This is a genomic window from Erythrobacter sp. JB1-4 (assembly GCF_057365025.1).
Genome location: NZ_CP200292.1, coordinates 1,357,769 through 1,377,939, shown reverse-complemented (window position 1 = coordinate 1,377,939; position 20,171 = coordinate 1,357,769). Strand labels below are relative to the sequence as shown.

General features: G+C 58.1%; 23 protein-coding genes. 15 read left to right on the top strand and 8 right to left on the bottom strand.

Annotated features, from left to right (window positions below; all coding sequences use genetic code 11):
* The first annotated feature begins 119 nt into the window (after positions 1 to 119).
* The 5 genes from pabB (at position 120) to AC0V61_RS06155 (ending at position 4,217) form a co-directional block, all read left to right on the top strand.
* Entirely contained in the window at positions 120 to 1,940 is a 1,821-nt protein-coding gene (pabB, locus tag AC0V61_RS06175) for an aminodeoxychorismate synthase component I (protein ID WP_486156393.1), read from the top strand.
* Between the two features lie 60 nt (positions 1,941 to 2,000).
* Positions 2,001 to 2,714, top strand: coding sequence for an RluA family pseudouridine synthase (locus AC0V61_RS06170; RefSeq protein ID WP_486156392.1), 714 nt, complete (start codon positions 2,001 to 2,003; stop codon positions 2,712 to 2,714).
* Positions 2,707 to 3,123, top strand: a complete 417-nt coding sequence (gene arfB, locus AC0V61_RS06165) for an alternative ribosome rescue aminoacyl-tRNA hydrolase ArfB (protein WP_486156391.1) — start codon at positions 2,707 to 2,709, stop codon at positions 3,121 to 3,123. The genes AC0V61_RS06170 and arfB overlap by 8 nt, the downstream gene beginning before the upstream one ends.
* 156 nt (positions 3,124 to 3,279) lie before the next feature.
* Positions 3,280 to 3,447 carry a 50S ribosomal protein L33 gene (gene rpmG / locus AC0V61_RS06160; RefSeq protein WP_034961594.1) on the top strand — a complete coding sequence of 56 codons (168 nt, stop codon included), beginning with the start codon at positions 3,280 to 3,282 and terminating at the stop codon, positions 3,445 to 3,447.
* Between the two features lie 89 nt (positions 3,448 to 3,536).
* Positions 3,537 to 4,217: a LolA family protein gene (locus AC0V61_RS06155; RefSeq protein ID WP_486156390.1), complete on the top strand. Its 681-nt coding sequence runs from the start codon at positions 3,537 to 3,539 to the stop codon at positions 4,215 to 4,217.
* Positions 4,218 to 4,457: 240 nt separating this feature from the next.
* On the opposite strand, the gene AC0V61_RS06150 is transcribed toward AC0V61_RS06155, so the two are convergent.
* Positions 4,458 to 5,879, bottom strand: a complete 1,422-nt coding sequence (locus AC0V61_RS06150; protein WP_486156389.1) for an alkaline phosphatase — start codon at positions 5,877 to 5,879, stop codon at positions 4,458 to 4,460.
* Positions 5,880 to 5,974: 95 nt separating this feature from the next.
* Here AC0V61_RS06150 and AC0V61_RS06145 point away from each other — a divergent pair, with 95 nt between their 5' ends.
* From AC0V61_RS06145 to AC0V61_RS06135, 3 genes are read left to right on the top strand one after another with little or no spacing between them, the layout of a single operon-like run.
* Positions 5,975 to 6,763, top strand: coding sequence for an exodeoxyribonuclease III (locus tag AC0V61_RS06145; protein WP_486156388.1), 789 nt, complete (start codon positions 5,975 to 5,977; stop codon positions 6,761 to 6,763).
* 5 nt (positions 6,764 to 6,768) lie between these two features.
* Positions 6,769 to 7,881: a GTP cyclohydrolase II gene (gene ribA, locus AC0V61_RS06140; protein WP_486156387.1), complete on the top strand. Its 1,113-nt coding sequence runs from the start codon at positions 6,769 to 6,771 to the stop codon at positions 7,879 to 7,881.
* Entirely contained in the window at positions 7,878 to 8,393 is a 516-nt protein-coding gene (locus AC0V61_RS06135; RefSeq protein WP_486156386.1) for a GNAT family N-acetyltransferase, read from the top strand. Before ribA ends, AC0V61_RS06135 begins: the two co-directional genes overlap by 4 nt.
* Positions 8,394 to 8,399: 6 nt before the next feature.
* Here AC0V61_RS06135 and AC0V61_RS06130 read toward each other — a convergent pair whose 3' ends face one another.
* Positions 8,400 to 9,644, bottom strand: coding sequence for a hypothetical protein (locus AC0V61_RS06130; protein ID WP_486156385.1), 1,245 nt, complete (start codon positions 9,642 to 9,644; stop codon positions 8,400 to 8,402).
* Between the two features lie 36 nt (positions 9,645 to 9,680).
* Positions 9,681 to 10,685: a right-handed parallel beta-helix repeat-containing protein gene (locus AC0V61_RS06125; RefSeq protein WP_486156384.1), complete on the bottom strand. Its 1,005-nt coding sequence runs from the start codon at positions 10,683 to 10,685 to the stop codon at positions 9,681 to 9,683.
* A 150-nt stretch (positions 10,686 to 10,835) separates the two neighbouring features.
* Between AC0V61_RS06125 and AC0V61_RS06120 the strand changes: the two genes are divergently transcribed.
* The 6 genes from AC0V61_RS06120 to AC0V61_RS06095 all read left to right on the top strand — a co-directional run bounded on the left by AC0V61_RS06120 (position 10,836) and on the right by AC0V61_RS06095 (position 16,034).
* The gene (locus AC0V61_RS06120) at positions 10,836 to 11,180 is read left to right on the top strand and encodes a hypothetical protein (protein WP_486156383.1); all 345 of its coding nucleotides are present in this window, start codon (positions 10,836 to 10,838) and stop codon (positions 11,178 to 11,180) included.
* A 3-nt stretch (positions 11,181 to 11,183) separates the two neighbouring features.
* Positions 11,184 to 11,408, top strand: coding sequence for a hypothetical protein (locus tag AC0V61_RS06115; protein WP_486156382.1), 225 nt, complete (start codon positions 11,184 to 11,186; stop codon positions 11,406 to 11,408).
* The gene (locus AC0V61_RS06110) at positions 11,405 to 12,601 is read left to right on the top strand and encodes an acyl-CoA dehydrogenase family protein (protein WP_486156381.1); all 1,197 of its coding nucleotides are present in this window, start codon (positions 11,405 to 11,407) and stop codon (positions 12,599 to 12,601) included. The genes AC0V61_RS06115 and AC0V61_RS06110 overlap by 4 nt, the downstream gene beginning before the upstream one ends.
* Positions 12,602 to 12,704: 103 nt before the next feature.
* Positions 12,705 to 13,949, top strand: a complete 1,245-nt coding sequence (locus AC0V61_RS06105; RefSeq protein ID WP_486156380.1) for a CoA transferase — start codon at positions 12,705 to 12,707, stop codon at positions 13,947 to 13,949.
* On the top strand, positions 13,949 to 15,175 hold the full coding sequence (locus AC0V61_RS06100) for an acetyl-CoA C-acetyltransferase (RefSeq protein WP_486156379.1): 1,227 nt from the start codon (positions 13,949 to 13,951) through the stop codon (positions 15,173 to 15,175). The genes AC0V61_RS06105 and AC0V61_RS06100 overlap by 1 nt, the downstream gene beginning before the upstream one ends.
* A gap of 10 nt (positions 15,176 to 15,185) precedes the next feature.
* On the top strand, positions 15,186 to 16,034 hold the full coding sequence (locus AC0V61_RS06095; protein ID WP_486156378.1) for an HTD2 family dehydratase: 849 nt from the start codon (positions 15,186 to 15,188) through the stop codon (positions 16,032 to 16,034).
* Here the strand turns inward: AC0V61_RS06095 and AC0V61_RS06090 are convergent.
* The 3 genes from AC0V61_RS06090 to ppk2 are packed head-to-tail and all read right to left on the bottom strand — an operon-like array spanning position 16,031 to position 18,054.
* Positions 16,031 to 16,261, bottom strand: a complete 231-nt coding sequence (locus AC0V61_RS06090; RefSeq protein ID WP_486156377.1) for a type II toxin-antitoxin system antitoxin — start codon at positions 16,259 to 16,261, stop codon at positions 16,031 to 16,033. The genes AC0V61_RS06095 and AC0V61_RS06090 overlap by 4 nt on opposite strands.
* Positions 16,262 to 16,302: 41 nt before the next feature.
* Entirely contained in the window at positions 16,303 to 17,220 is a 918-nt protein-coding gene (locus tag AC0V61_RS06085; RefSeq protein ID WP_486156376.1) for an SPFH domain-containing protein, read from the bottom strand.
* 57 nt (positions 17,221 to 17,277) lie between these two features.
* Positions 17,278 to 18,054: a polyphosphate kinase 2 gene (ppk2, locus tag AC0V61_RS06080; protein ID WP_486156375.1), complete on the bottom strand. Its 777-nt coding sequence runs from the start codon at positions 18,052 to 18,054 to the stop codon at positions 17,278 to 17,280.
* 55 nt (positions 18,055 to 18,109) lie between these two features.
* Between ppk2 and phhA the strand changes: the two genes are divergently transcribed.
* Positions 18,110 to 19,048, top strand: a complete 939-nt coding sequence (gene phhA / locus AC0V61_RS06075; protein ID WP_486156374.1) for a phenylalanine 4-monooxygenase — start codon at positions 18,110 to 18,112, stop codon at positions 19,046 to 19,048.
* A gap of 10 nt (positions 19,049 to 19,058) precedes the next feature.
* On the opposite strand, the gene AC0V61_RS06070 is transcribed toward phhA, so the two are convergent.
* Both AC0V61_RS06070 and AC0V61_RS06065 read right to left on the bottom strand, forming a co-directional pair.
* Positions 19,059 to 19,310 carry a hypothetical protein gene (locus AC0V61_RS06070; RefSeq protein WP_486156373.1) on the bottom strand — a complete coding sequence of 84 codons (252 nt, stop codon included), beginning with the start codon at positions 19,308 to 19,310 and terminating at the stop codon, positions 19,059 to 19,061.
* Positions 19,311 to 19,312: 2 nt separating this feature from the next.
* Positions 19,313 to 20,170, bottom strand: a complete 858-nt coding sequence (locus tag AC0V61_RS06065; protein ID WP_486156372.1) for an undecaprenyl-diphosphate phosphatase — start codon at positions 20,168 to 20,170, stop codon at positions 19,313 to 19,315.
* Position 20,171 lies beyond the last annotated feature (1 nt).

Below are 20,171 nucleotides of genomic sequence, written 5' to 3'. Positions count from 1 at the left end.
TCCCGAAACACTTGTTTTTCCGTGTGCCGCTCACCGGTGATTTGGTCAACCGCAGGAGGCGCGATTTAGCCAAAGGACCCTATCGACTTGGGGCCGGGAGCGCCTTAAAGCTGAGTGTGATGGGTCAAGCTCCAACAGATGAGTGCTTTGTACTTTTAGACGATGCCCGAGAAGTAGGCGCAGCGGCGGATGCGCTTGTGTATTCGGCACCGCGTGAGGTATTTGTGGCCTTCCGGCCTGAGGAAGTCGTGGCGACCCTTGAAGCAGCGGAAGCTGCGCGCCTCGATGCCAAATCTGCGGGCGCAGAGCTTGCCGGGATGATCGCCTACGAGGCGGGGCTAGCACTCGAAGACAAGCTGGTGCCCTTGGCCAATGCGAGGACGGGCGCGCATGGACCGCTCGTGTGGCTCGGGCTTTTCGACGCGCCAACACGCATTGCTGCTGCCGATGTGCCCGCTTGGCTTGCTGCGCGTGCTGATGGCGAGGCGCGGCTTGGCCCGATGGAGCCGCAAGTGTCGCCTGCTGGCTATGCTGAGGCGTTTGAGCAGCTTCGCGCGGCGATCCACGCTGGCGATATCTACCAGGCGAACCTAACCTATCCCCTCGCCGGGTCGTACCGAGGCGATCCGGTGGCGCTGTATTCGCAGCTTCGGGGCTCTGCGAATGCCGGATATGGCGGGATCATCTTCGATGGCTCGCACTGGCTTTTGAGTTTCTCGCCTGAGCTGTTTGTTGCGTTGGACCCAGAAGGCAAAGCCAAAGCCAAGCCGATGAAGGGCACCCGGCCTCGCGGGGGAGACCCGGAGAGTGACGCGGCTTTGGCTGAGGAGCTGAGCACCTCGGTCAAGGACAAGGCCGAGAACCTTATGATCGTGGACCTTATCCGCAATGATCTTTCGCGGGTTGCGGTGCCGGGAAGTGTGCGGGTGGACGCGCCTTTTGCGATTGAGAGCTATCCGACGGTCCACCAAATGGTCTCGAGCGTGCGCGCTGAGCTTGCTGAAGGAATGGGCGCGAGCGACCTTGTACGCGCGATGTTCCCTTGCGGGTCGATCACGGGCGCGCCGAAAATCCGCGCGATGGAGCTTATACAAGACGTCGAGCGCGATGCGCGGGGGGCTTATTGCGGCGCTATTGGACGCATTGGTTCAGATGGCTCAGCGGCGTTCAACGTTGCAATTCGGACCTTGCGGCTCACTCCGATTGAGAACGGGCAAGGGTCCGCTGTTCTGGGTGTTGGATCGGCGATTGTTGCTGACAGCGAGCCGTTTGCCGAGCGCCGTGAGTGCGAAGTGAAGGCCGGTTTTGCACGCGGGCCTGAGTCGGGAGGTGCAGACCTTATTGAGACCATGGCGTTTGACCCCGAGACGGGCATTGCCATGCTCGAATTGCACTTGGCGCGCATGAAGAAGAGCGCTGCCATGCTGGGTTTTGAGTTCGACCGCCATGCTTTGCGCAATCAAATCCACGCGCTTGTTTTTGAGCTCGCTGAGCCTGCCAAAGTGCGACTTCTCACTTCGAAAAGCGGGGCCAGCGTGATTGAGACCGGGCCTTTGCCTGCACCGTTCGAGGGGCCTGTTCCTGTGGTGGCTTTGCCAAATCCTCTCGATCCTTCCGACTGGCGGCTTGCCCATAAAACAAGTGACCGAGGCTTTTATGAGGAGGCGTTGAAGGCTGCTCAGGTACACGGCGGCGCTGAAGCCATTCTGGTGCGCGAAGACGGCTTGGTGACCGAAGGCAGCTTTACGAATGTGTTTGTGGAGCGCGATGGCGTTCTCCTTACCCCACCCCAATCGCTGGGGCTGTTGCCAGGCATCTTGCGCGAATATCTGATTGAGAAGGGCCAAGCGCGCGAGGCTGAGTTGACCCTTGATGATCTCGAAGGCGGCTTTCAGCTAGGCAATGCCGTGCGCGGGCTGTTCGCCGCAAAGCTCATCTGAGCAATCATTCTTTTAAAATCTGGCTTCGACAATTCGCTGGGTAAGCCCTAGGGCGCACGCATGACCTCCATCCCCATTCTCTACGAAGACGGCGAAGCGCTCGTTATCGACAAACCCGCAGGGCTCCCCGTGGACCGCCCCAAGCGCGGGGGTGCGTGTCTTGAGGATCATCTCGATGAATTGAAGCTCGGCTTTCAACGCCGCCCTGTGGCTGTGCACCGACTGGATACGGATACCTCTGGGTGTCTTCTCTTGGCGCGCAATCCCAAGGCTTTGAAGCGTTTCAACAAGGCGTTTGAAGATCGGCTGGTGGGTAAGACTTACCTTGCGGTGCTTGATCTGAAGCCAGCGGAGACATCGGGCACCATTGCCCTGAACCTTTCTAAAATAAGCTCGGCGGAAAAAGGCTGGCGGATGATCGCGGCTAAGAAGGGCAAGCCTGCCGTGTCGCATTGGGAGCTGCTTGAGACCATCGGTGAGGGCGACAAAGTGCGCTCTCTTATCCGCTTTCGTCCAGAGACGGGCCGCACACACCAGCTACGCGTCCATGCGCTGCAAGGCCTCGGCGCGCCCCTTTTGGGTGATCCTGTCTACGGCCCTGTCAGAGGCCAGAATAAGGGCGCACCGCGCACTATGCTCCATGCAGAGACCATTACAGTTGAGCGCCCCGGTAAGAATACGATCACAGCGTTTTCGCCTTTCCCAGAGGACTTTGTGCGCGCTGGCCTCACCGCACCGCCTCCATTGACGCCGCCTGAGAAGGACGATGGATAACACCCTTCTAGACCGCGCCCATGCTCTTGCTGAGGAGAGCTTCCTCGCAGGTTCCGGCCCCGGTGGTCAGAACGCCAACAAGGTCGCGACCGAGGTGCAGCTGCGCGTCAATATCTATGCCTTGCGCCTGCCCCCTTCCGTCTTTGCGCGGCTACGCGAGGCGGCAGGTTCTAAGCTCACAACCGCTGGCGACCTTTTGATCACTGCGCGGCAACACCGCACCCAAGAGGCGAATCGCCAGCTTGCACGGACGCGTTTGGAGGAAATGCTCAAAGCCGCGCACCGTGCACCCAAGAAACGCGCCAAGACCCGTGTGAACCGAGTGGGCAAGACCCAGCGGCTTAAGGCGAAGAAAGTGCGGGGTGAGGTAAAAGCCAAGCGAGGCAAAGTGTCGCGCTCGGATTGGTAGCCGAATTTGACGGCCTGTCGGGCTCCGACTCTTCTTGACTTTTCCCCGTGAATCGCTCAGAGGCGCGCGTCTGTGAGGCGGCGTGATCCAACAGGGTCCAGCGCCGCTCTTTGTTTTTACGGCCTTTTGGCCTCACCTGATCTGTAGGAACTTGCAATGGCGAAGCCAGCAACCGTGAAAATCCGTCTCGTGTCGACCGCTGACACCGGCTTTTTCTATGTGACCAAAAAGAACCCGCGCAACATCACCGAGAAGATGACGTTCCGCAAATACGATCCCGTGGTTCGCAAGCACGTCGAGTTCAAAGAAGCCAAGATCAAGTAAGATCGCGCTTCTGCCTCGCGCGCCTGCTGAACGAAGCGGGCTGCGCAAATTCATCGACAGTTCAACGCATCGCGCGTAATTGTCGACTTATGAAAACCACCAAACTTTTTCGCGAAGCTTGCATTGCATTTGCCGCTGCGGGCACGTGTGCCTTGGGCCTTTCCCTTGGCAACACCTCTGGCGCGCCCACTTTGGTCCCTGAGGCGCAAGCTCAGACCAACAGCGCTGATCTCGACCGCGCCGTCACGGCCCTTCGCGCGATCTCCACGATGAAGGCCGATTTCAATCAGATCGACCGTGCGGGCAATGTCGCGAACGGCACCATGACGCTGAAGCGCCCCGGCAAAATCCGTTTTGACTACGGCAAGGATGCTGACCTCCTCGTCGTTTCCAACGGCAAGTCGCTCTACATGGTCGACTATGAGGTTAATCAGGTGGAGCGCTGGCCGATTAAGAAATCACCGCTCGGTGCGCTGCTCGATCCTGCCCGTGATGTGAAGCAATATGGTACGCTTCTCTCGCTCGGTGGCTCCGAAGTGGTGAGCGTGGACGTGAAGGACCCGAGCCGCCCTGAATTCGGCCGCATCATCATGAACTTTGTTCGCAAATCCGGAGCACCTGGAGGATTGCAGTTGATGAATTGGGTGGCTGTGGATGCTCAGAACCACCGGACGACCGTCCGACTGAGCAATCATCGCTATGGCGTCTCAGTAGCTGATTCGACGTTCAGGTTCAGGGACCCGCGCCGCACCTCTCGTCGACCACGGTAAACGGCTCACCTGCAAAAAGTTGTAATATTGCGACCAACCTACCGACGCGTTCATTCGATTGAAAGCTGGTCCAGGCTAAATACGATTCTCAAGACGGCCAAGCCAGAGGGTTTCCCCCTGTTGCCCTTGGCACGAATTAGAGCCGTCTTGACCAAGCGTGACGAACGCTAACAAGGAACCCCAGTGCCAACGCCCCCCGGCACTGGGGTTTTCTTTTGGGGTTTTCTTTTTCAAGCCTATCTATTCCCAGCCAAACGCTCCGCGGATAATGTCGTAAATGACATTCTGCTCGATTACGCCGCGCGCTTTTTCTGCGCCGGGCCCTTGAGCGTACAGCGCGACGTCTTCACCAGCGTGAGTCTCACTCCCCAAAGGGATCGTGGATTGCTGGCGCGCCGTGACGCCCGTTTCGGGATCGGGGCGCGGATCAAGACCTGCAATGGAGCCGGGACCATTGGCATAGCCCAGCGTCGTATAGGGCTTACCGTCATTGGCGGGCAGGGGCTCTTCGGTATTCGTGATATCGCCCGCAGGTGGCACCACTAACCCCAATATATCATTCCCTCGCTTTGGGTATCCCGCGATTGTGAACACGTGGCTGTGATCGGCGGTCACCATGATCAGCGTGTCGGCAGGGTCTGTGTTGTCGATGGCGTATTGGATGGCGCGCGCAAACTCGACCGTTTCTTCAAGAGCCACTCCAGCACGTCCATCGTGGTGTGCGTGATCGATGCGGCCTGATTCGACCATCAGGTAAAACCCGTCCGGATCGCTTTTCAGCCGCGCAATCGCCTGCGCTGTCATATCGGTGAGCGTTGGCTCTGCACCGTCCGCCTTTCGCCGCGCTGTGTAGGTCATGTGGCTTGGTGAAAAGAGGCCGAGCACGGGTTTGTCCATCGGGGCTGCGTTCAACTGGGCAGCATTGGTCACGTAAGAACCGCCTGTCCGGTTTGCCCAAGCGGCAGGAAGGTTGGCATCAGCCTCGCTTCGCCTTCCTCCCATCTCCGACCCAAAGAACGCGCCAAGCCCACCTCCAAGCGCCACATCCCAGTCCGATTCAATCAGCTGAGAGGCAATATCTTTGCATCCCAGAGCAGCTTCTTCCGACGGGATGGCCGCATCCGATTCCCAATTGCGATCAGCGCTCCTCGCATACACGCTGGCCGGGGTTGCATGCGTAATGCGCGCGGTAGACACTATCCCAAGCGCAAGGCCGCGGGCTTTCACCTCTTCGCCAAGCAAAGGAAGCGGATGCGCCAATGCATCAGCGCATGACCCGCGTGTCGCCTCCGGTCCAATGCCAACTACGCCTATGCGAGTCTTGGAGCCCGAGTGCATCGCAGTCGCTGTGCCAGCACTATCGGGAACCTGCGCATTGGTGTTGTAGGTCTTAACAAGAGCCACATTGTCGAAAGTTTCAAAGGAGAGGACGTTTTCCTCCCCGCTTTCTCCGCGCTTTTGCCCCTCATAGATCCGCGCAGCCGTAATGGTGGAGATGCCCATACCGTCCCCAATGAACAGGATCACATTCTTGGCGCGTTGCTCTGCGTTATCCGTTGCTGGCTGAGAGGCACTGGCGAGCGAAGGCGCGTCACCGCTCGTGGTACAGGCGCCAAGCGAAAGCGCAGTGGTCATAAGAAGAGCGGTGAGGGTCCGTGTCATATCTGGGTCTCCATTTGGCGGCCTTGCTATCGCTTTGCTGTGTGACGCGAAAGTGAAAGGTGGCGTTTTTGTGCTCTGCATTCTAAGTCCACACCATGCTTTCTGTTGCCACTTGGAACATCAACTCCGCCCGCCTGCGCCTGCCCATCATCGAGAAATTTCTCGAAATGCAAGGGCCCGATATTTTGTGTCTGCAAGAGATCAAATGTCAGGAGCATCAGTTTCCTGCACAGCAATTGGCGGCGCTGGGTTATGAGCATCAAGCGATCTGCGGTCAGAAGGGCTACCACGGCGTCGCCACCGTCTCCCGCGTGCCGATCCGCGAATATGCGCGCCACGACTGGCAGGCGAATGGCGAAGCGCGCCACGTTGGTGTTGAGGTTGTTGGCCGAGGGATGCGCCTCGACAATGTTTATATCCCAGCAGGCGGCGATGAGCCTGATCGCGATAAGAACCCCAAGTTTGGGCAGAAACTCGATTTTCTCGCACGCATGATAGAGTGGGCCAAGGGGATCGACGCGCCCACAATGATCGTTGGCGATTTTAATATTGCGCCGCTTGAAAGCGATGTGTGGAACCACAAGCAGCTTCTCAAAGTCGTCAGCCACACGCTGATTGAGGTGGAGACCCTTAGGGCGTTCCAAGACGCGCACGGCTGGGTGGACTTGGGCCGCGAGTTTATCCGCGATCCAGAGCGCTATTTCTCGTGGTGGTCGTACCGCAGCAAAGACTGGCGCGTGAATGATCGCGGGCGGCGCTTAGACCATATGTGGGCCTCGCGTGAGCTTGCCGCGAAAGCGACCGGGCATTCCTTGCTCGAAGAGGCGCGCGATTGGGAGAAACCGTCGGACCACATCCCGCTGGTGACAGAGTTCGATCTTTAGGCCCCATGTGTGACAAGCACGCCTCCAGCCTAAAAGGCCCCTCGCCAGAGCGCCGCGCGGCGCAGGCGGTTGACGCTTTGCGGCATGGCTGGGCGCTCGATTTTGCAGGCGGTCCGGTGCTTTTGCCGGTGGAGACCGCGACCGCGAGCGGTGCATCCTCGGGGCATTTGCTGATTTCCGCCGCACGCGCGGCGACGCTCAAACTGATCAATCAGCTCGAAGCAGCGCCCAAGAAAGGTCAGGGCGATTTACCGCATACGCCCATTCTGATCCGTTCAGGTGAACCGCTCACCCTCGATATAGCGCGACCGATTGCGGACCCATCGCTTGATCTAAACAACCCCTTTAAGGGGCCGTTCAAAGCCGAACCTATCGAATGGGCGGATGAGGCGGTCGCCGCGATGGAATATGCGCGCATCGCAGGCATTCTCCCCGCCTTCATGGTGGACCCTGCCCAAGGCGGCGAGCCGCACCCGCTGATCGCAAGTGACCTCGCCGCTTATACCGATGCAGGTCGGCTTGATATTGTGACAAGAGCGCGGCTCCCTGTGAAAGCCAACGAGGACGCGGAAATCATCGCCTTTCGCTCCACAGCAGACACCCGCGAACATGTGGCTCTTATCATCGGCGAGCAATCCGGCGACCGAGAGCCTCTCGTTCGCCTTCATTCCGAATGCCTCACCGGCGATGTTCTGGGCAGCCTCAAATGCGATTGCGGTCCGCAATTGGACGCAGCGCTTGAGGCCATGTCTGAACATGCACGTGAAGAGGGCGGCTGGGGCGTGCTCCTTTACATGCGCCAAGAGGGGCGCGGCATTGGCCTAGTCAACAAACTGCGCGCCTATCGCTTGCAGGATCAGGGCTTCGATACGGTTGAGGCGAATGAGCGTCTTGGCCTTCCCGATGAGGCCCGCGATTTTCCCGTGGCGGCGCGGATGTTGGAGCTGATTGGTGCAAAGTCCATCCGGCTCCTGACCAACAATCCAGCGAAGGTCAAAAGCCTTGAGGCGACGGGTATTAATGTGAGCGAGCGGGTGCATCACCAGCTGCCTGACAATCCGCATAACGCTAAATACCTCGCCACAAAGCGCGATAAATCAGGACATTTGCTCACATGAAGGGGTCAGAAATAGCGGTCACCATCCGCCCCGAGGCTCCGGGTGATGAAGAGACGATCCACGCGCTTACCGAGGCAGCTTTCAGGGAAATGCCCTTTAGCGAGGGCGACGAGCAGCATGTGATCGACCGCCTGCGCAAAGACGACGATTTGACCCTGTCACTGGTCGCAGAAGGCGAGGAACGCATCGTTGGTCACATCGCTTTTTCGCCTGTGACCATCAGCAACGGCGCGAAAGATTGGTATGGTTTGGGCCCTGTGTCCGTCTGGCCAGAGCTCCATCACCGCGGCATCGGCGGTGCGCTCATCGTGCGCGGCATAGCCGATATGCGCGCGGCCGGCGCCAAGGGCATCGTGCTTCTGGGGAGCAATATCTACTACCCGCGCTTTGGCTTTGAGCATTTCCCTGAGCTCACCTATCCCGGCCCGCCACCTGAGTTCTTTCAGGCTTTGCTGATGGATGGAGAGATGCCGAGTGGGAAAGTGGATTTTGCGCCGGGGTTTCATGCCTGAGCGCGGCTATTTCGTCTTCGCTGCGTTGATCTGCGCCTCTATCTCTCTTTTATAATCCCTCAGCTCCGCAATGCGTGTCAGATTATCGGGCATTCTTGCCGGGATTTGCGGAATAGGCCGATTGGGGTCCAGCCAGACCAGCTTCATGCCGGTGGCTGACAAGAGGGCGGCAACTTTCTCATAAACGCCCTTTTGCGCCGAAATGTAGAGAGTTACATTCGAATAAGGCTCAGATACTGCTTCACCATCGGCTTTCTCGGCAATTTCGCGCGCCATCGCGACAAGCACACCAGGCGCGCATGGCGCTGCGACTGCTCTGTGGTCATTCGACCCGCTAAGATCGGTTGTGAAGGTCTTAAAATTCACAAAAGTGCGTTTGTGATCCTCCGCGCCGAATGGCAAAAGCACGGTCTTCGAGACATATTCTGCTTCGCCTCCGTCCACCCTTGCTGATGCTTCAGGAAGATAATCGCGCCAACGCCAAACCTCGCAACTTTCAGGTGCGGTGATCGGATTGCGCAGCATGAGCTGACGCTCAATACTGTATTCCACTTGTTCCAGTGCAAGTTCTCGCGCCTTGCTGAGTGCTCTTGACCAGTGAGGCTCTCGTCGTGCGACGATCTGACCGCTTTCCAGGTCAATCTTGAGGGCTGCTGTGTTCTCGTCACTCGCGTCGAAATGAGAAATGGTTCCCAATATTTCGAGAACGATCGCTTCGTCGGCATCGGTAAACCGCGCATCTGCGAGCCAGTTGACTGAGCTCACAGAATGGGGGAGCGTGTCCTTGTAATAGCGCGGCACAATGTCGGTGAGTTCCATTGATCGTACAAGCGAGCCATCCCGACGGTAAATCACCAGAACGTTTTCGCCATGCCCGGTCGAATACCAATTGTCGAAAGTGACCACATATTTGCCATCATCGCTAACCAAGGCTGAGGTTGGAGCGATCACATTTTCCAGATGAGACTGCCAAATTTTCTCCCAAACACCGCTTTGGTTGCGAGTTTGTAGCCTTGCGTTTGCGTGTGGCTGCTCCGAAGAAGAATCGGTGCGAAGGCTGTCAAAATACACATCGACCTTAGCCTGAGGCGCTGGATCGACAATCAGGCGAAAGTTACCACATTCGGATTGGTAGGTTTTTTGGGTTGGTTCTGCCCAACTGTCAGCACACAACGGCTCCGGCGCAACAAAAGCGATTGCAGCCGCGCAAAGCGCAAAGATCGAAAGAACGGTAGCCCAGGCTGATTTCATGTGGGCGAGGCTATCAGCATTGGGCGACTTCGCAAGTTATCGCAGCTCGTACTTCGTCAACCCACGCGCCAAGCTGTTCCCGCTCATCACCACCCGCGAATTGGTCCAATCCGCCAGAAAAACGCTTGCACGGTTGAGGCCGGGGACAAAGCGCGCGGTGTTGTCTTTGACCACCAAACCATCGGGGTCGTGCAGCACACTCTCAGCGCCAAGAGCGATAAAGGCGGAGTAGTTCTCTTTGTCTTTGCCTTGGACGAACCAATTGTTTGCAATGGTCCCTTTGCTGCCCGCGGGCAGGTCGATCATGTAGTTCGTGCCGGTCCCTTGAGAATCGTCGAAACTGTTGTCTTCGAGCACGACATTGGCCGTACGCGCTTTGACATAGTGGCCTCCACGACCTTTCTCAAAACGGCTCTCTTTTACGGTGAGCGAGCCATAATTGCCGATGTAAAGCGAATGTGCGCACCCTGCGGAATTCTCGCAGGTGCCAAGCCCACTAAAGGTTGAGCGCAAGATGTAGATGCGGCCCGTAGGGTTATCGGCGGTAAGAATGCCCTGCTGCGAGTTTATAAAGCGCGAGTAGGCGACATTGAGGACGCCTTTTTCAAGGCGGATGCCGGCGCCATTGCCATCACCCACGGCCATATTGGTGAAAGTGATCCCGCGTACTTCTGCGCCAAGTCCTCGTAGAACCAGAGCCGCCTTGCCCTCGCAAGCGCGGCGGTCGAATGTGACTGTGCCTGCCTCGCGGGCGGCATAGATCACAACGCCTTGGGTTTGCACTGCGCATTGGCGATAGGTTCCTGGCGAAATCTCAATCGTCCCGCGTCGCTCACCAATCGCGTTCACCGCGTCTTGAAGCGTTGCAAAGCTGCGTCCGTTCTCTTTGATCGTAAAGGCCCCAGCGTTCTGCGCATTGGCGGCTGTTCCTGCGAAAAGGAAAGCAGCCAAGAGCAGCACAGCAAAGAAGAACGCATGGTCGAACGCATTAGCGATGCGGACCGGGAGAGGACGGGCGGACGGTGTCAGGTAGCTTCTCATGAGACCCGGCATATCGGGCAAAAGGCCCAAGCGGGAGCCAGCAAATCGGTACTGTCTCGTTTCGGTCCACCAATTGGGGCTTGGCTTAACGCCGCTCTGCCCGCTACACCCTTGTTCGACACGTTTGGGATAATTTGAGGAGGACCCCCCATGAAGAAAGTCGCACTTTTCGTAGCTCTAGGAAGCCTTGGCCTCGCAGCTTGTGGCAGCACTGATGACGCATCAACCGAAGCGATGCCCGATACGGTTGAAATGCCAGCGGATGAAGCGCTGGAGCCGATTGTTGAGGAGCCAGTGGCTGATCCAGAGGCCCTTGAGGATGTGGATCCCGCTGACACCGCGCCAAGCCTTGAAACCACGCAAGAAGCCGCTGCAGCCGCCGAAGCGGTTGCCGCCGATGCTGTGGCTGCGGCTGAGGCTGCGGCTTCCGAAGCCACAGATGCTGCCGATGCAGCTGAAGCCGCCGCTGCGGCGATTTCAGAAGAGATCGACTAAGCTATGGCAGCAAAGCGCTGGGGCTTAGCCGTATGTGCAACAACTGGATTGCTCCTCTCCGCCTGCGGATCAGGCGGGGCGGACGCTCCGGGCTCGGTTAGCGTGGACGAAGCGCAGGCGCTTGATGAGGCCGCCGAGATGCTAGACGAGCGGCGACTTCCTGAAGGCGCCGTCTCAACTGCTGCGCCCCCACAAGAGGCGACGTCGGGAGAGGAAGAGGGCGAATGAACGCACCGCAGTCTAATTTCAATCCGGGCATGGATGAAGAGATTTTCGAGCAGTTCGCCGAGCAGCTTGAGCGCTATGTTCGCGAACGGCTCATCCCTGCCGAAGCGGACGTGATCGCGAACGATGCTGTGCCCGCCGATATCGTTGATGAAATGCGCGAGATGGGCCTGTTTGGCCTCTCCGTGCCCGAAGAATATGGCGGTGCTGGCCTCAATATGCGCCAATATGCGCGCACTGTGAACATCATGGCTTATGCAGCGCCCGCGTACCGATCGATCTTTTCGATCAATGTTGGCATGTTTGCAAGCGCGCTTAAGAACGGCGCAACCGAGGCGCAGCGTGCCGAATGGTATCCGAAACTCGCAGAGGGCAAGATTGCGTGTTTTGGCCTGACAGAGCCGGGATCGGGTTCGGACAGTGCGGGCCTTCAAACGACCGCGCGGCCAAGCGCAGATGGCAATGGCTGGGTCCTTAATGGCTCAAAGCGCTACATTACCAATGCGCCCCATGCCGATGTTGCGCTGATCATGGCGCGCACTGAAAAAGAGAATTTGCCCAAAAATGCTCATGTGAGTGCGTTTTTGGTGCCGATGAATGCGCCCGGTGTTTCAACTGGCTCGCCAGACAAGAAGATGGGCCAATCAGGCAGCCATATCTCGGATATTATGCTCGATGATGTGGAAGTACCCGGTGAGGCACTATTGGGCGGCGAAACCGGCAAAGGTTTCCGCTTTGCAATGCAGAGCTTGGACAATGGGCGCATTTCTGTAGGCGCAACGGCGGCTGGCTATGCGCGCCGCGCTCTCGACAGCGCGATCCGTTATGCCAATGAGCGCAAGGCCTTTGGTGAGCCGATTGCGAACTTTCAGCTGATCCAGCAGATGCTCGCTGACAGCGAGATTGAGATCTATGCGGCTGAAGCGATGATGAAGGATGTGACCGAGCGAGCAGATCGCGGAGAGAACATCCTGATCAAAGCCGCTGCCTTCAAAGTCTTCTCATCGGAAATGTGCGGGCGGGTCGTCGACCGTGTGGTTCAAGTCTATGGCGGCGCGGGATACCTCGCCGAATATGACGCGGAACGCTTCTACCGCGATGCGCGCATTTACCGCATCTATGAAGGCACAACGCAAATCCTTCAGCTCCAGATCGCTAAGCATATGCTGAGGGAATGGCAGGCGCTGAACGGGTAAGGGAGAACAATGCCCACCCCGCTGCGACTAAGCGCGCCTCCGGCTTGCTAAGTCTCGCTCCCCTCCCGCATCCGGGAGGGGTTGGGGGTAGGCTGAGAACCATATGTATAAACTACTCAACAACCTATCCATAGTCGAAGTCTCCAGCTTCGTCGCCTCGCCCACCGCCGGCCTCTACTGCGCGCAAATGGGCGCTGAGGTCATACGGGTCGATCACAAGGCAGGCGGGCTTGATTACGACCGCTATATGCTCACCGAAGAGGGCCGCTCGCTTTCGTGGGAGAACCTCAACCGCGCGAAGAAATCTGTCGCTTTGGACCTGCGCTCTGGCGAGGGACGCGAGCTGTGCGTTGAACTTGCGGCTAAGACCGGACAGTGCATCACAAACTTGCCGGAGAAGAGTTTCCTCAGCCACGCTGCGATGGAAGCGAAGCGCGGTGACATGGTGAGCGTGCGCATCATGGGCTGGCACGATGGTCGTCAGGCGATGGATTTCACCGTCAATGCAGCAGCAGGCTATCCGCTGATGACGGGACCGGAAGAGTGGGATGCTGCGACGGCACCGCCTGTGAGCCAGCCGCTCCCTGCTTGGGATTTCATCACAGGCGCATACTCCGCCTTCGCCCTTATGACAGCGCTGCACAATCGCACCGCTACAGGCCAAGGCGCTGAGGTGCGCGTGCCTCTGGGCGATGTGGCAATTGGGACGATGGCGAATTCAGGCACCATGGCGGAAATGCTCTATCGCGGCTCTGACCGTGAGCGTCTCGGTAACGCGATCTGGGGAGCGTTCGGGCGCGATTTTCAGACCAAATGCGGGACGCGGTTTATGGTGGCCGCGCTTACGCCGAAGCAGTGGACCGGGCTGGTTGCCGCATTCGATGTGGCAGATGGGATTGCGGCGCTTGAGAGCGAGTTGGGCGTAGACTTCAATGCAGGGGACCGCCCGCGCTTTGAAAACCGGCATCGCCTGTTTGACCTTTTCCAAGCGGCAGCAGACGGCTTCGACTACGAAACACTTTCCGGGCGTATGGCCGCTGAAGGTGCGACGTTTGAGAAGTACCGCTCGCACCATGAGGCCTCGCTCGATCCGGTGCTCGTCGATAACAACCCGCTCTTCGGACCTTCACCTGCGAACCCGTCGGGTTTTGAGTATCCGGCGACACGCAGCTTTGCGAATATGCCTGCCCATGAAGTCGGAGACCCCGCACCTGCGCCTTTCCTTGGACAGCATTCTGAAGAGGTCCTAGCCGACAAGCTCGGCCTCTCCTCTGGCACAATCGCCAAACTGATCGACGCTGGCACTGTCGCCCCGTCCGATAAAAACGCCGATTACAGGAATCGCTAATGACCAGACGCGCCGCTATTGTTTCACCTTTGCGCACACCGGTTGGGAAATTCCTTGGTGGCCTCTCGAGCCTTAACGCAGGCGAGCTTGGCGCGATCATTTTGAAAGCGCTCGTTGAGCGTTCCGGCGTCGATCCGACACGCGTCGATGATGTCGTCTTCTCTCAAGGATACGGCAACGCTGAAGCCCCAGCGATTGGCCACTGGTCATGGCTTGCGGCTGGCCTACCGCTTGAAGTGCCCGGTTACCAACTCGATCGCCGATGTGGCTCCGGCCTTCAAGCGGTCGCAAACGCTGCAATGATGGTGGAAACCGGCATGGCCGACGTTGTGGTCGCTGGCGGGTGCGAGAGCATGTCCAATGTGGAGCACTATACGCTTGCCGGGCGTGGGGGCGCTCGTATGGGCGATATCACGCTGCATGATCGGCTTTCGCGCGGACGGCTTATGAGCCAGCCGATTGAACGCTTCGGGGTCATCACTGGTATGATTGAAACCGCCGAAAACCTCGCCAAAGACTACAATATCACCCGCGAAGAAGCCGACGCCTATGCTGTACGCTCGCACCAGAATGCGGCTGCCGCATGGGAAGTGGGCAAGTTTGACGATCATCTTGTGAGCGTCGATGTTCCCCAGAGGCGGGGCGATCCTGTGACGTTTGCGAAGGACGAAGGCTACCGCGCAGACGCTTCTATGGAAACGCTCGGCAAGCTTCGCGCAATCGATGGCAAGCGCGATCCCGAAGCCATCGTCACAGCAGGCAATGCCAGTCAGCAAAACGATGCCGCCGCCGCGTGTCTTGTGGTCGCTGAGGACAAGCTCGAAGAACTCGGCCTCACCCCATCGCTCTGGTTCGGCGGGTGGGCAGCGGCAGGCTGCGATCCCTCGCGCATGGGCATCGGGCCGGTGCCAGCGACTGAAAGGCTGTTCGAACGCCGCGGATACTCTTGGGATGATATCGACCTTGTCGAAGTCAACGAAGCTTTCGCCCCGCAAGTGCTCGCAGTCCTCAAAGGCTGGGGCTGGAGCGAGGACGACAGTCGCCGCGAGATCCTCAACGTCAATGGCTCCGGCATCAGCCTTGGCCACCCGATTGGTGCCACCGGCGGACGCATCCTTGCCGATATGGCTGCTGAAATGCACCGACGCGGCGCTCGCTACGGATTGGAGACAATGTGCATTGGGGGTGGCCAAGGCATCGCCGCGGTGTTTGAGCGTGCCCAATAAGGAGCAAGGCGTGAGTTACGAGGATTGGATCGGCCGCGAGCAAAAGGCCCACGACACGCTGACACCGCAAACGGCGACACAGTGGTGCGCGACATTTGATTTGGCGGTGCCTGAACGCTGGATCATGCCGCAGGGCATTCACTTCGTCCTGTGTACGCCCGATGCTCCCACGTCAGCACTTGGCGAAGATGGCCACCCGGCTCGCGATGAAAGCCCCGATAGCTTCCTCCCACCGTTCCCCATGCCGCGACGCATGTGGGCGTCGAGCGATGTGCGCTTTATCGCTCCCGTTGCGATTGGCGCCGTGGTTGAGCGGACCAGCAAAGTTGTCTCTATCAGCGAAAAAGAGGGCGGCTCGGGCAAGCTCGCCTTCGTCAATGTCGAGCATGAAACCAAAGCGAATGGCACTCTGTCTGTGCGCGAGACGCAGACGCTGGTTTACCGCGAGGCTGCACCCAGTGATGCCCCTCTAAGTCCGCCAGAGCTTGGCGAAGGGGTCTTTGATGCAAGCGAATGGGACACCCACCGCCTTATCGTTCCCGATGAACGGCTGCTGTTCCGATATTCAGCGCTGACATTTAACACCCACCGGATCCACTATGATGCGCCTTATGCCGAGGCTATTGAGCGTTATCGCGGGCTTGTCGTGCATGGGCCGCTGACCGCTTCGCTGCTCATCCAATTGGCGGCGAGCGAGCTTGGTGAAAACCGTCTGCGGCATTTTGCATTCAGGGGCGTATCGCCCGCCATCGCTGGGGAGCCTTTGAACCTCGTCATGCGCAAGGCCGAGGAAGGCTTTGAGCTCGGCGCTTTTGCGAGCGACGGGCGGCAGATCACTAAGGCGAGTGCCGCGCTTTAATCCGATTTAGGTGCCCCTGTTTTGGGCGGCCTCCCGCGCCGTGGTGTTTTCGTCCGCTCCACCTCGATCCCGCGCGCGGCCAACGCCTCGCGCAGGAGCATCTCGATCTGAGCATTGGCAGAGCGCAATTCCGCGCCCGCTAGCCGCTCGATCGCGGCGTGAACCGCCGGATCGAGCCGCAATGCAAATGCTTTTTTTGCCGAGGGTTTGTCTGAAGGTGCAGCCATAGCTGCCTCCTTGGGTTGCCTAGATTAATAGGTTTCTGGGATTATTGATAAAGCGTGCCCGTGTTCACCACAGGATGCGCCTCGCGGTCGCCGCATAGGACCACCATCAGGTTGGAGACCATGGCGGCTTTGCGCTCATCATCGAGTTCGATGATGCCGTCTTGGCTCAGCTTGCTCAAAGCATCCTCGACCATGGATACGGCACCTATGACAACCTTCTTACGCGCGGCAATCACAGCATCAGCCTGTTGGCGGCGCAGCATGGCGCCTGCAATTTCAGGGGCATAGGCAAGGTGGGTAAGGCCCGCCTCATCGACAACGATCCCAGCCACGTCGAGGCGTTCATTGAGTTCCTCGCACAGCTCATTAGCAATCACATCGGCGCTGCCACGAAGGGTTGTTTCATCCTCATCCGACATATCGTCATAGGGGTGACGCGCGCCAACAGTGCGAAGGCCTGCCTCGATCTGGATATTCACAAATTCCTTGTACTCATCCACGTCAAACACGGCCTGCGCAGTGTCAGAGACGCGCCAGACCACGTTACACGCAACCTCAATCGGATTGCCACGTAGGTCGTTGATCTTGACGACTTCGGAATGGATGTTGTGGGCGCGCACGCTCACCTTTTGCTTGATCATCCAAGGCCAAACCCATTGCAGACCCTCTTTGCGCACTGTGCCGCGATATTCGCCAAATAGAGTGATGACCGCTGCCTGATTGGGCTGGATCATGAAAAAGCCGATGAGGCCAAACAGAACGACCAAAACGCCCACTGTCAGTGTGCCCACGAATATGCCGACCAAAGCGTCAGAAGCGTTCTCAGGCGGGATTGCTGCTATGATCAGATAGGCGATGAACACGGACATTGCGGCAAAAATCGCCAGCATAACATAGCCACTATAGGCAGAGCCTGCGTGCTCGCGGCTGGACGTCATGGCTTTAGCCGGGTCAGACATAGATAACCTCCTTCGATATAAATATGATATCATAATCATATCGAAGGGGGCGATTTGTCAATCTATCGGGTAGTCCTCCAGCGGCTCCATCACACCGTAGCTCTCTTCCAAAGGCTCATGCCCAAGCTCAGGAAACTCAATCGCAGGCGGCTCGATATGCGTATCAGGCAGCCGGTCGAGCAGATCGCGGATTAGCGTTAAACGCCCGCGTTTCTGATCGTTGAAATCCACCAGCGTCCACGGCGCGTTATCCGTGTGCGTTGCTTTCAGCATCGCCTCACGCGCATCGGTGTAGGCTTGGTACTTCTCACGCGCGGCCAGATCGACCGGCGACAATTTCCAGCGCTTTAACGGGTCCTCCCCGCGTTCCTTAAGGCGCTCCTCTTGCTGCTCCTGATCGGTCGTCAGCCAATATTTGAACAGAAGAATACCATCATCGGTAAGCATCTTTTCGAAGACGGGTGCCACCTGCAAAAACGCCTTAGCCTCTTCCTCTGAGCAATAGCCCATCACTCGCTCGACTCCGGGTCGGTTGTACCAGCTCCGGTCGAACAGCACGATCTCGCCTGCATGAGGAAGATGGGATATATAGCGCTGGAAATACCACTGTGTTTGCTCTTCCTCGCTTGGCTTGGAGAGAGCGACGGTGCGGCATTGGCGCGGGTTGAGTTTGTCGCGCACCGCTCTGATCGCGCCGCCTTTGCCCGCTGTATCCCGGCCCTCAAAGATCACCACAATACGCGCACCTGTTGCCTTGGCCCATCGCGCCATACCGACCAGCTCTTCGGTCAAGGGTTCCAGCAGTTTCCGGTATTCTTTGCCTTTTAGCGCCATGGGATGCCCCTTATTGTTCTTGCCTTCGCGCCCGCTTAGTATCATGTGATACTATATGGCCACACAAGCTCATCCTGACACCGATTACGCTGCACTTCCAGAGCTAGACGCGGACGTGTTCACCGCTCCGCTCGCAAGGCCTGCGCATGTCGGCGAGGACTGGATCGAGCCTGCACAGACAGATTACTCATCCGAAGACCATAGTGTTTGGAACGACCTATTTGCCCGCCAGATGGAAGTGCTTCCCGGCCGCGCCGCGAGCGCCTTTATGGCAGGGCTCGATAAACTCGATCTATCCAAAGGCGGCATTCCGGAATTTGGAGAACTTTCCGAAGAGCTGGGTAAGCTCACGGGGTGGAGCGTCATTCCGGTGCCAATGTTGATCCCCGATCACGTGTTCTTCTGGCACCTCGCCAATCGTCGCTTCCCCGCAGGCAATTTCATCCGCACGCGAGAGACCTTCGACTACATCCAAGAGCCCGATGTCTTCCACGATGTCTTCGGCCATGTGCCCATGCTCACCGACCCGGTGTTTGCTGATTACATGCAGGAATATGGCCGCGCTGGATGGAAAGCGATGCGCTACAATCGCTTGAAATCGCTAGGCGCGCTTTATTGGTACACGGTCGAGTTTGGCCTGATCGAAGAGGCCGAGGGCATTCGCGCCTACGGTGCCGGCATCCTTTCGGGACCGACCGAGGCGAAGTTTGCTGTCGAAGCCAAGAGCCCCAATCGCATTATGCTCAATGTCGACCGGGTCATGCGCACCGACTATGTGATTAGCGACCTCCAGCCGACGTACTTCGTGATTGAAAGCTTTGATGATCTCTTCCGCCAGACGGTGGAGCGCGATTTTGACCGGCTTTATCGCAACCTTGCACCTGGTTTCACATATGCGAACTCAGCGGTGATTGACGTTGATTATGTGGTGAACCGAGGGACCCAGGAATACCACCTTCGCGGTGGCAATGGCTCTGGGGCTGATCCGGTTTAAACCCCGCGCCCTAAACTTCGCGAGTTGCGAAGGCGTAATAGCCAACGATAGCTGGCAGAGTGAGCCCCACCGCTGCACCAAACCCAAGGAAGCTGAGCGAGCCCAAAAAGGTTCCGCCATTGGCAATAAGGCCCGCGATTAGGCTGGCGACAATGCCAACCAACATCATCCGCAGCACAGCGCCGGGTATCTCTAATCGCAAGACGATGGAGCCAAGCCAGCCGAGCAGCGCGCCTAAGTTGATGAGAATGATCAGTGCCATGGCTAGAAGAAATACAGCAGGGCGGCGCCCATAGCCACCCGGTAGATGACAAAAACCATCATGGACGCCTTTTTGAGGAAGTTCATAAGGAAATACATGGTCGCAAAGGCCGCCACAAAGGTCAGCACCCCTGCGATCAGCGCATCCACCGCGAGCGCCATGCCTGCATCGAATATCTCAGGCACAATCAGGACGCCAGCCCCCGCGACGGCTGGGATCGAGAGGAGGAAGGAGAAGCGCGCCGCCTCAACCCTTTTGTACCCCAAGAACCGCGCTGCCGTCATGGTCACACCCGAGCGCGAGGTGCCCGGGATGATCGCGAGCGCCTGCGCAATCCCGACAATAAGCCCGTCGCGCCAACTCATATCTTCGAACTCTTTGACCTCTTGGCCGATTTTGTCGGCGAGGCCCAAAAGGATGCCATAGAAGATAAGGTTAAAGGCGATAAGATCGGTGAAGCGGATCGAGGCCATGAGGTCATCATCGACAATCTCAACCCCGAACACCCCTGAGGCGATGCCATTGAACAGGCCCATCTTGATCGAGAGGCCGAAGGCAACCGCCGGGATCGTTCCAAGCACAATCCACCAGAACAATTGCCTCTCAGCCGGGGCGTTCGGGGCCTTGGCACCTACCCCAATGCTCGCGAAACCGCCGCGCGCGAGCACGAGCACGTCTTTAAAAAAGTAGACGATGATCGCCAGTAGCGAGCCCACATGCACTGCCACATCGATCAGCGGGCCCTGGTCCTCGAAATCGCTGAAGACCGAGATCAGAATGAGGTGCCCTGACGACGAAATCGGCAGGAACTCGGTGATCCCCTGGACCACAGCGATGATGAGCAATTGCAGAAAAGACATG

What these genes read in the sequence shown, in the direction of transcription:
- pabB (WP_486156393.1), top strand. Translation starts at nt 120, where the DNA reads ATGGGTCAAGCTCCAACAGATGAGTGCTTTGTACTTTTAGACGATGCC.
- AC0V61_RS06170 (WP_486156392.1), top strand. Translation starts at nt 2,001, where the DNA reads ATGACCTCCATCCCCATTCTCTACGAAGACGGCGAAGCGCTCGTTATC.
- arfB (WP_486156391.1), top strand. Translation starts at nt 2,707, where the DNA reads ATGGATAACACCCTTCTAGACCGCGCCCATGCTCTTGCTGAGGAGAGC.
- rpmG (WP_034961594.1), top strand. Translation starts at nt 3,280, where the DNA reads ATGGCGAAGCCAGCAACCGTGAAAATCCGTCTCGTGTCGACCGCTGAC.
- AC0V61_RS06155 (WP_486156390.1), top strand. Translation starts at nt 3,537, where the DNA reads ATGAAAACCACCAAACTTTTTCGCGAAGCTTGCATTGCATTTGCCGCT.
- AC0V61_RS06150 (WP_486156389.1), bottom strand. Translation starts at nt 5,879, where the DNA reads ATGACACGGACCCTCACCGCTCTTCTTATGACCACTGCGCTTTCGCTT.
- AC0V61_RS06145 (WP_486156388.1), top strand. Translation starts at nt 5,975, where the DNA reads ATGCTTTCTGTTGCCACTTGGAACATCAACTCCGCCCGCCTGCGCCTG.
- ribA (WP_486156387.1), top strand. Translation starts at nt 6,769, where the DNA reads ATGTGTGACAAGCACGCCTCCAGCCTAAAAGGCCCCTCGCCAGAGCGC.
- AC0V61_RS06135 (WP_486156386.1), top strand. Translation starts at nt 7,878, where the DNA reads ATGAAGGGGTCAGAAATAGCGGTCACCATCCGCCCCGAGGCTCCGGGT.
- AC0V61_RS06130 (WP_486156385.1), bottom strand. Translation starts at nt 9,644, where the DNA reads ATGAAATCAGCCTGGGCTACCGTTCTTTCGATCTTTGCGCTTTGCGCG.
- AC0V61_RS06125 (WP_486156384.1), bottom strand. Translation starts at nt 10,685, where the DNA reads ATGAGAAGCTACCTGACACCGTCCGCCCGTCCTCTCCCGGTCCGCATC.
- AC0V61_RS06120 (WP_486156383.1), top strand. Translation starts at nt 10,836, where the DNA reads ATGAAGAAAGTCGCACTTTTCGTAGCTCTAGGAAGCCTTGGCCTCGCA.
- AC0V61_RS06115 (WP_486156382.1), top strand. Translation starts at nt 11,184, where the DNA reads ATGGCAGCAAAGCGCTGGGGCTTAGCCGTATGTGCAACAACTGGATTG.
- AC0V61_RS06110 (WP_486156381.1), top strand. Translation starts at nt 11,405, where the DNA reads ATGAACGCACCGCAGTCTAATTTCAATCCGGGCATGGATGAAGAGATT.
- AC0V61_RS06105 (WP_486156380.1), top strand. Translation starts at nt 12,705, where the DNA reads ATGTATAAACTACTCAACAACCTATCCATAGTCGAAGTCTCCAGCTTC.
- AC0V61_RS06100 (WP_486156379.1), top strand. Translation starts at nt 13,949, where the DNA reads ATGACCAGACGCGCCGCTATTGTTTCACCTTTGCGCACACCGGTTGGG.
- AC0V61_RS06090 (WP_486156377.1), bottom strand. Translation starts at nt 16,261, where the DNA reads ATGGCTGCACCTTCAGACAAACCCTCGGCAAAAAAAGCATTTGCATTG.
- AC0V61_RS06085 (WP_486156376.1), bottom strand. Translation starts at nt 17,220, where the DNA reads ATGTCTGACCCGGCTAAAGCCATGACGTCCAGCCGCGAGCACGCAGGC.
- ppk2 (WP_486156375.1), bottom strand. Translation starts at nt 18,054, where the DNA reads ATGGCGCTAAAAGGCAAAGAATACCGGAAACTGCTGGAACCCTTGACC.
- phhA (WP_486156374.1), top strand. Translation starts at nt 18,110, where the DNA reads ATGGCCACACAAGCTCATCCTGACACCGATTACGCTGCACTTCCAGAG.
- AC0V61_RS06070 (WP_486156373.1), bottom strand. Translation starts at nt 19,310, where the DNA reads ATGGCACTGATCATTCTCATCAACTTAGGCGCGCTGCTCGGCTGGCTT.
- AC0V61_RS06065 (WP_486156372.1), bottom strand. Translation starts at nt 20,170, where the DNA reads ATGTCTTTTCTGCAATTGCTCATCATCGCTGTGGTCCAGGGGATCACC.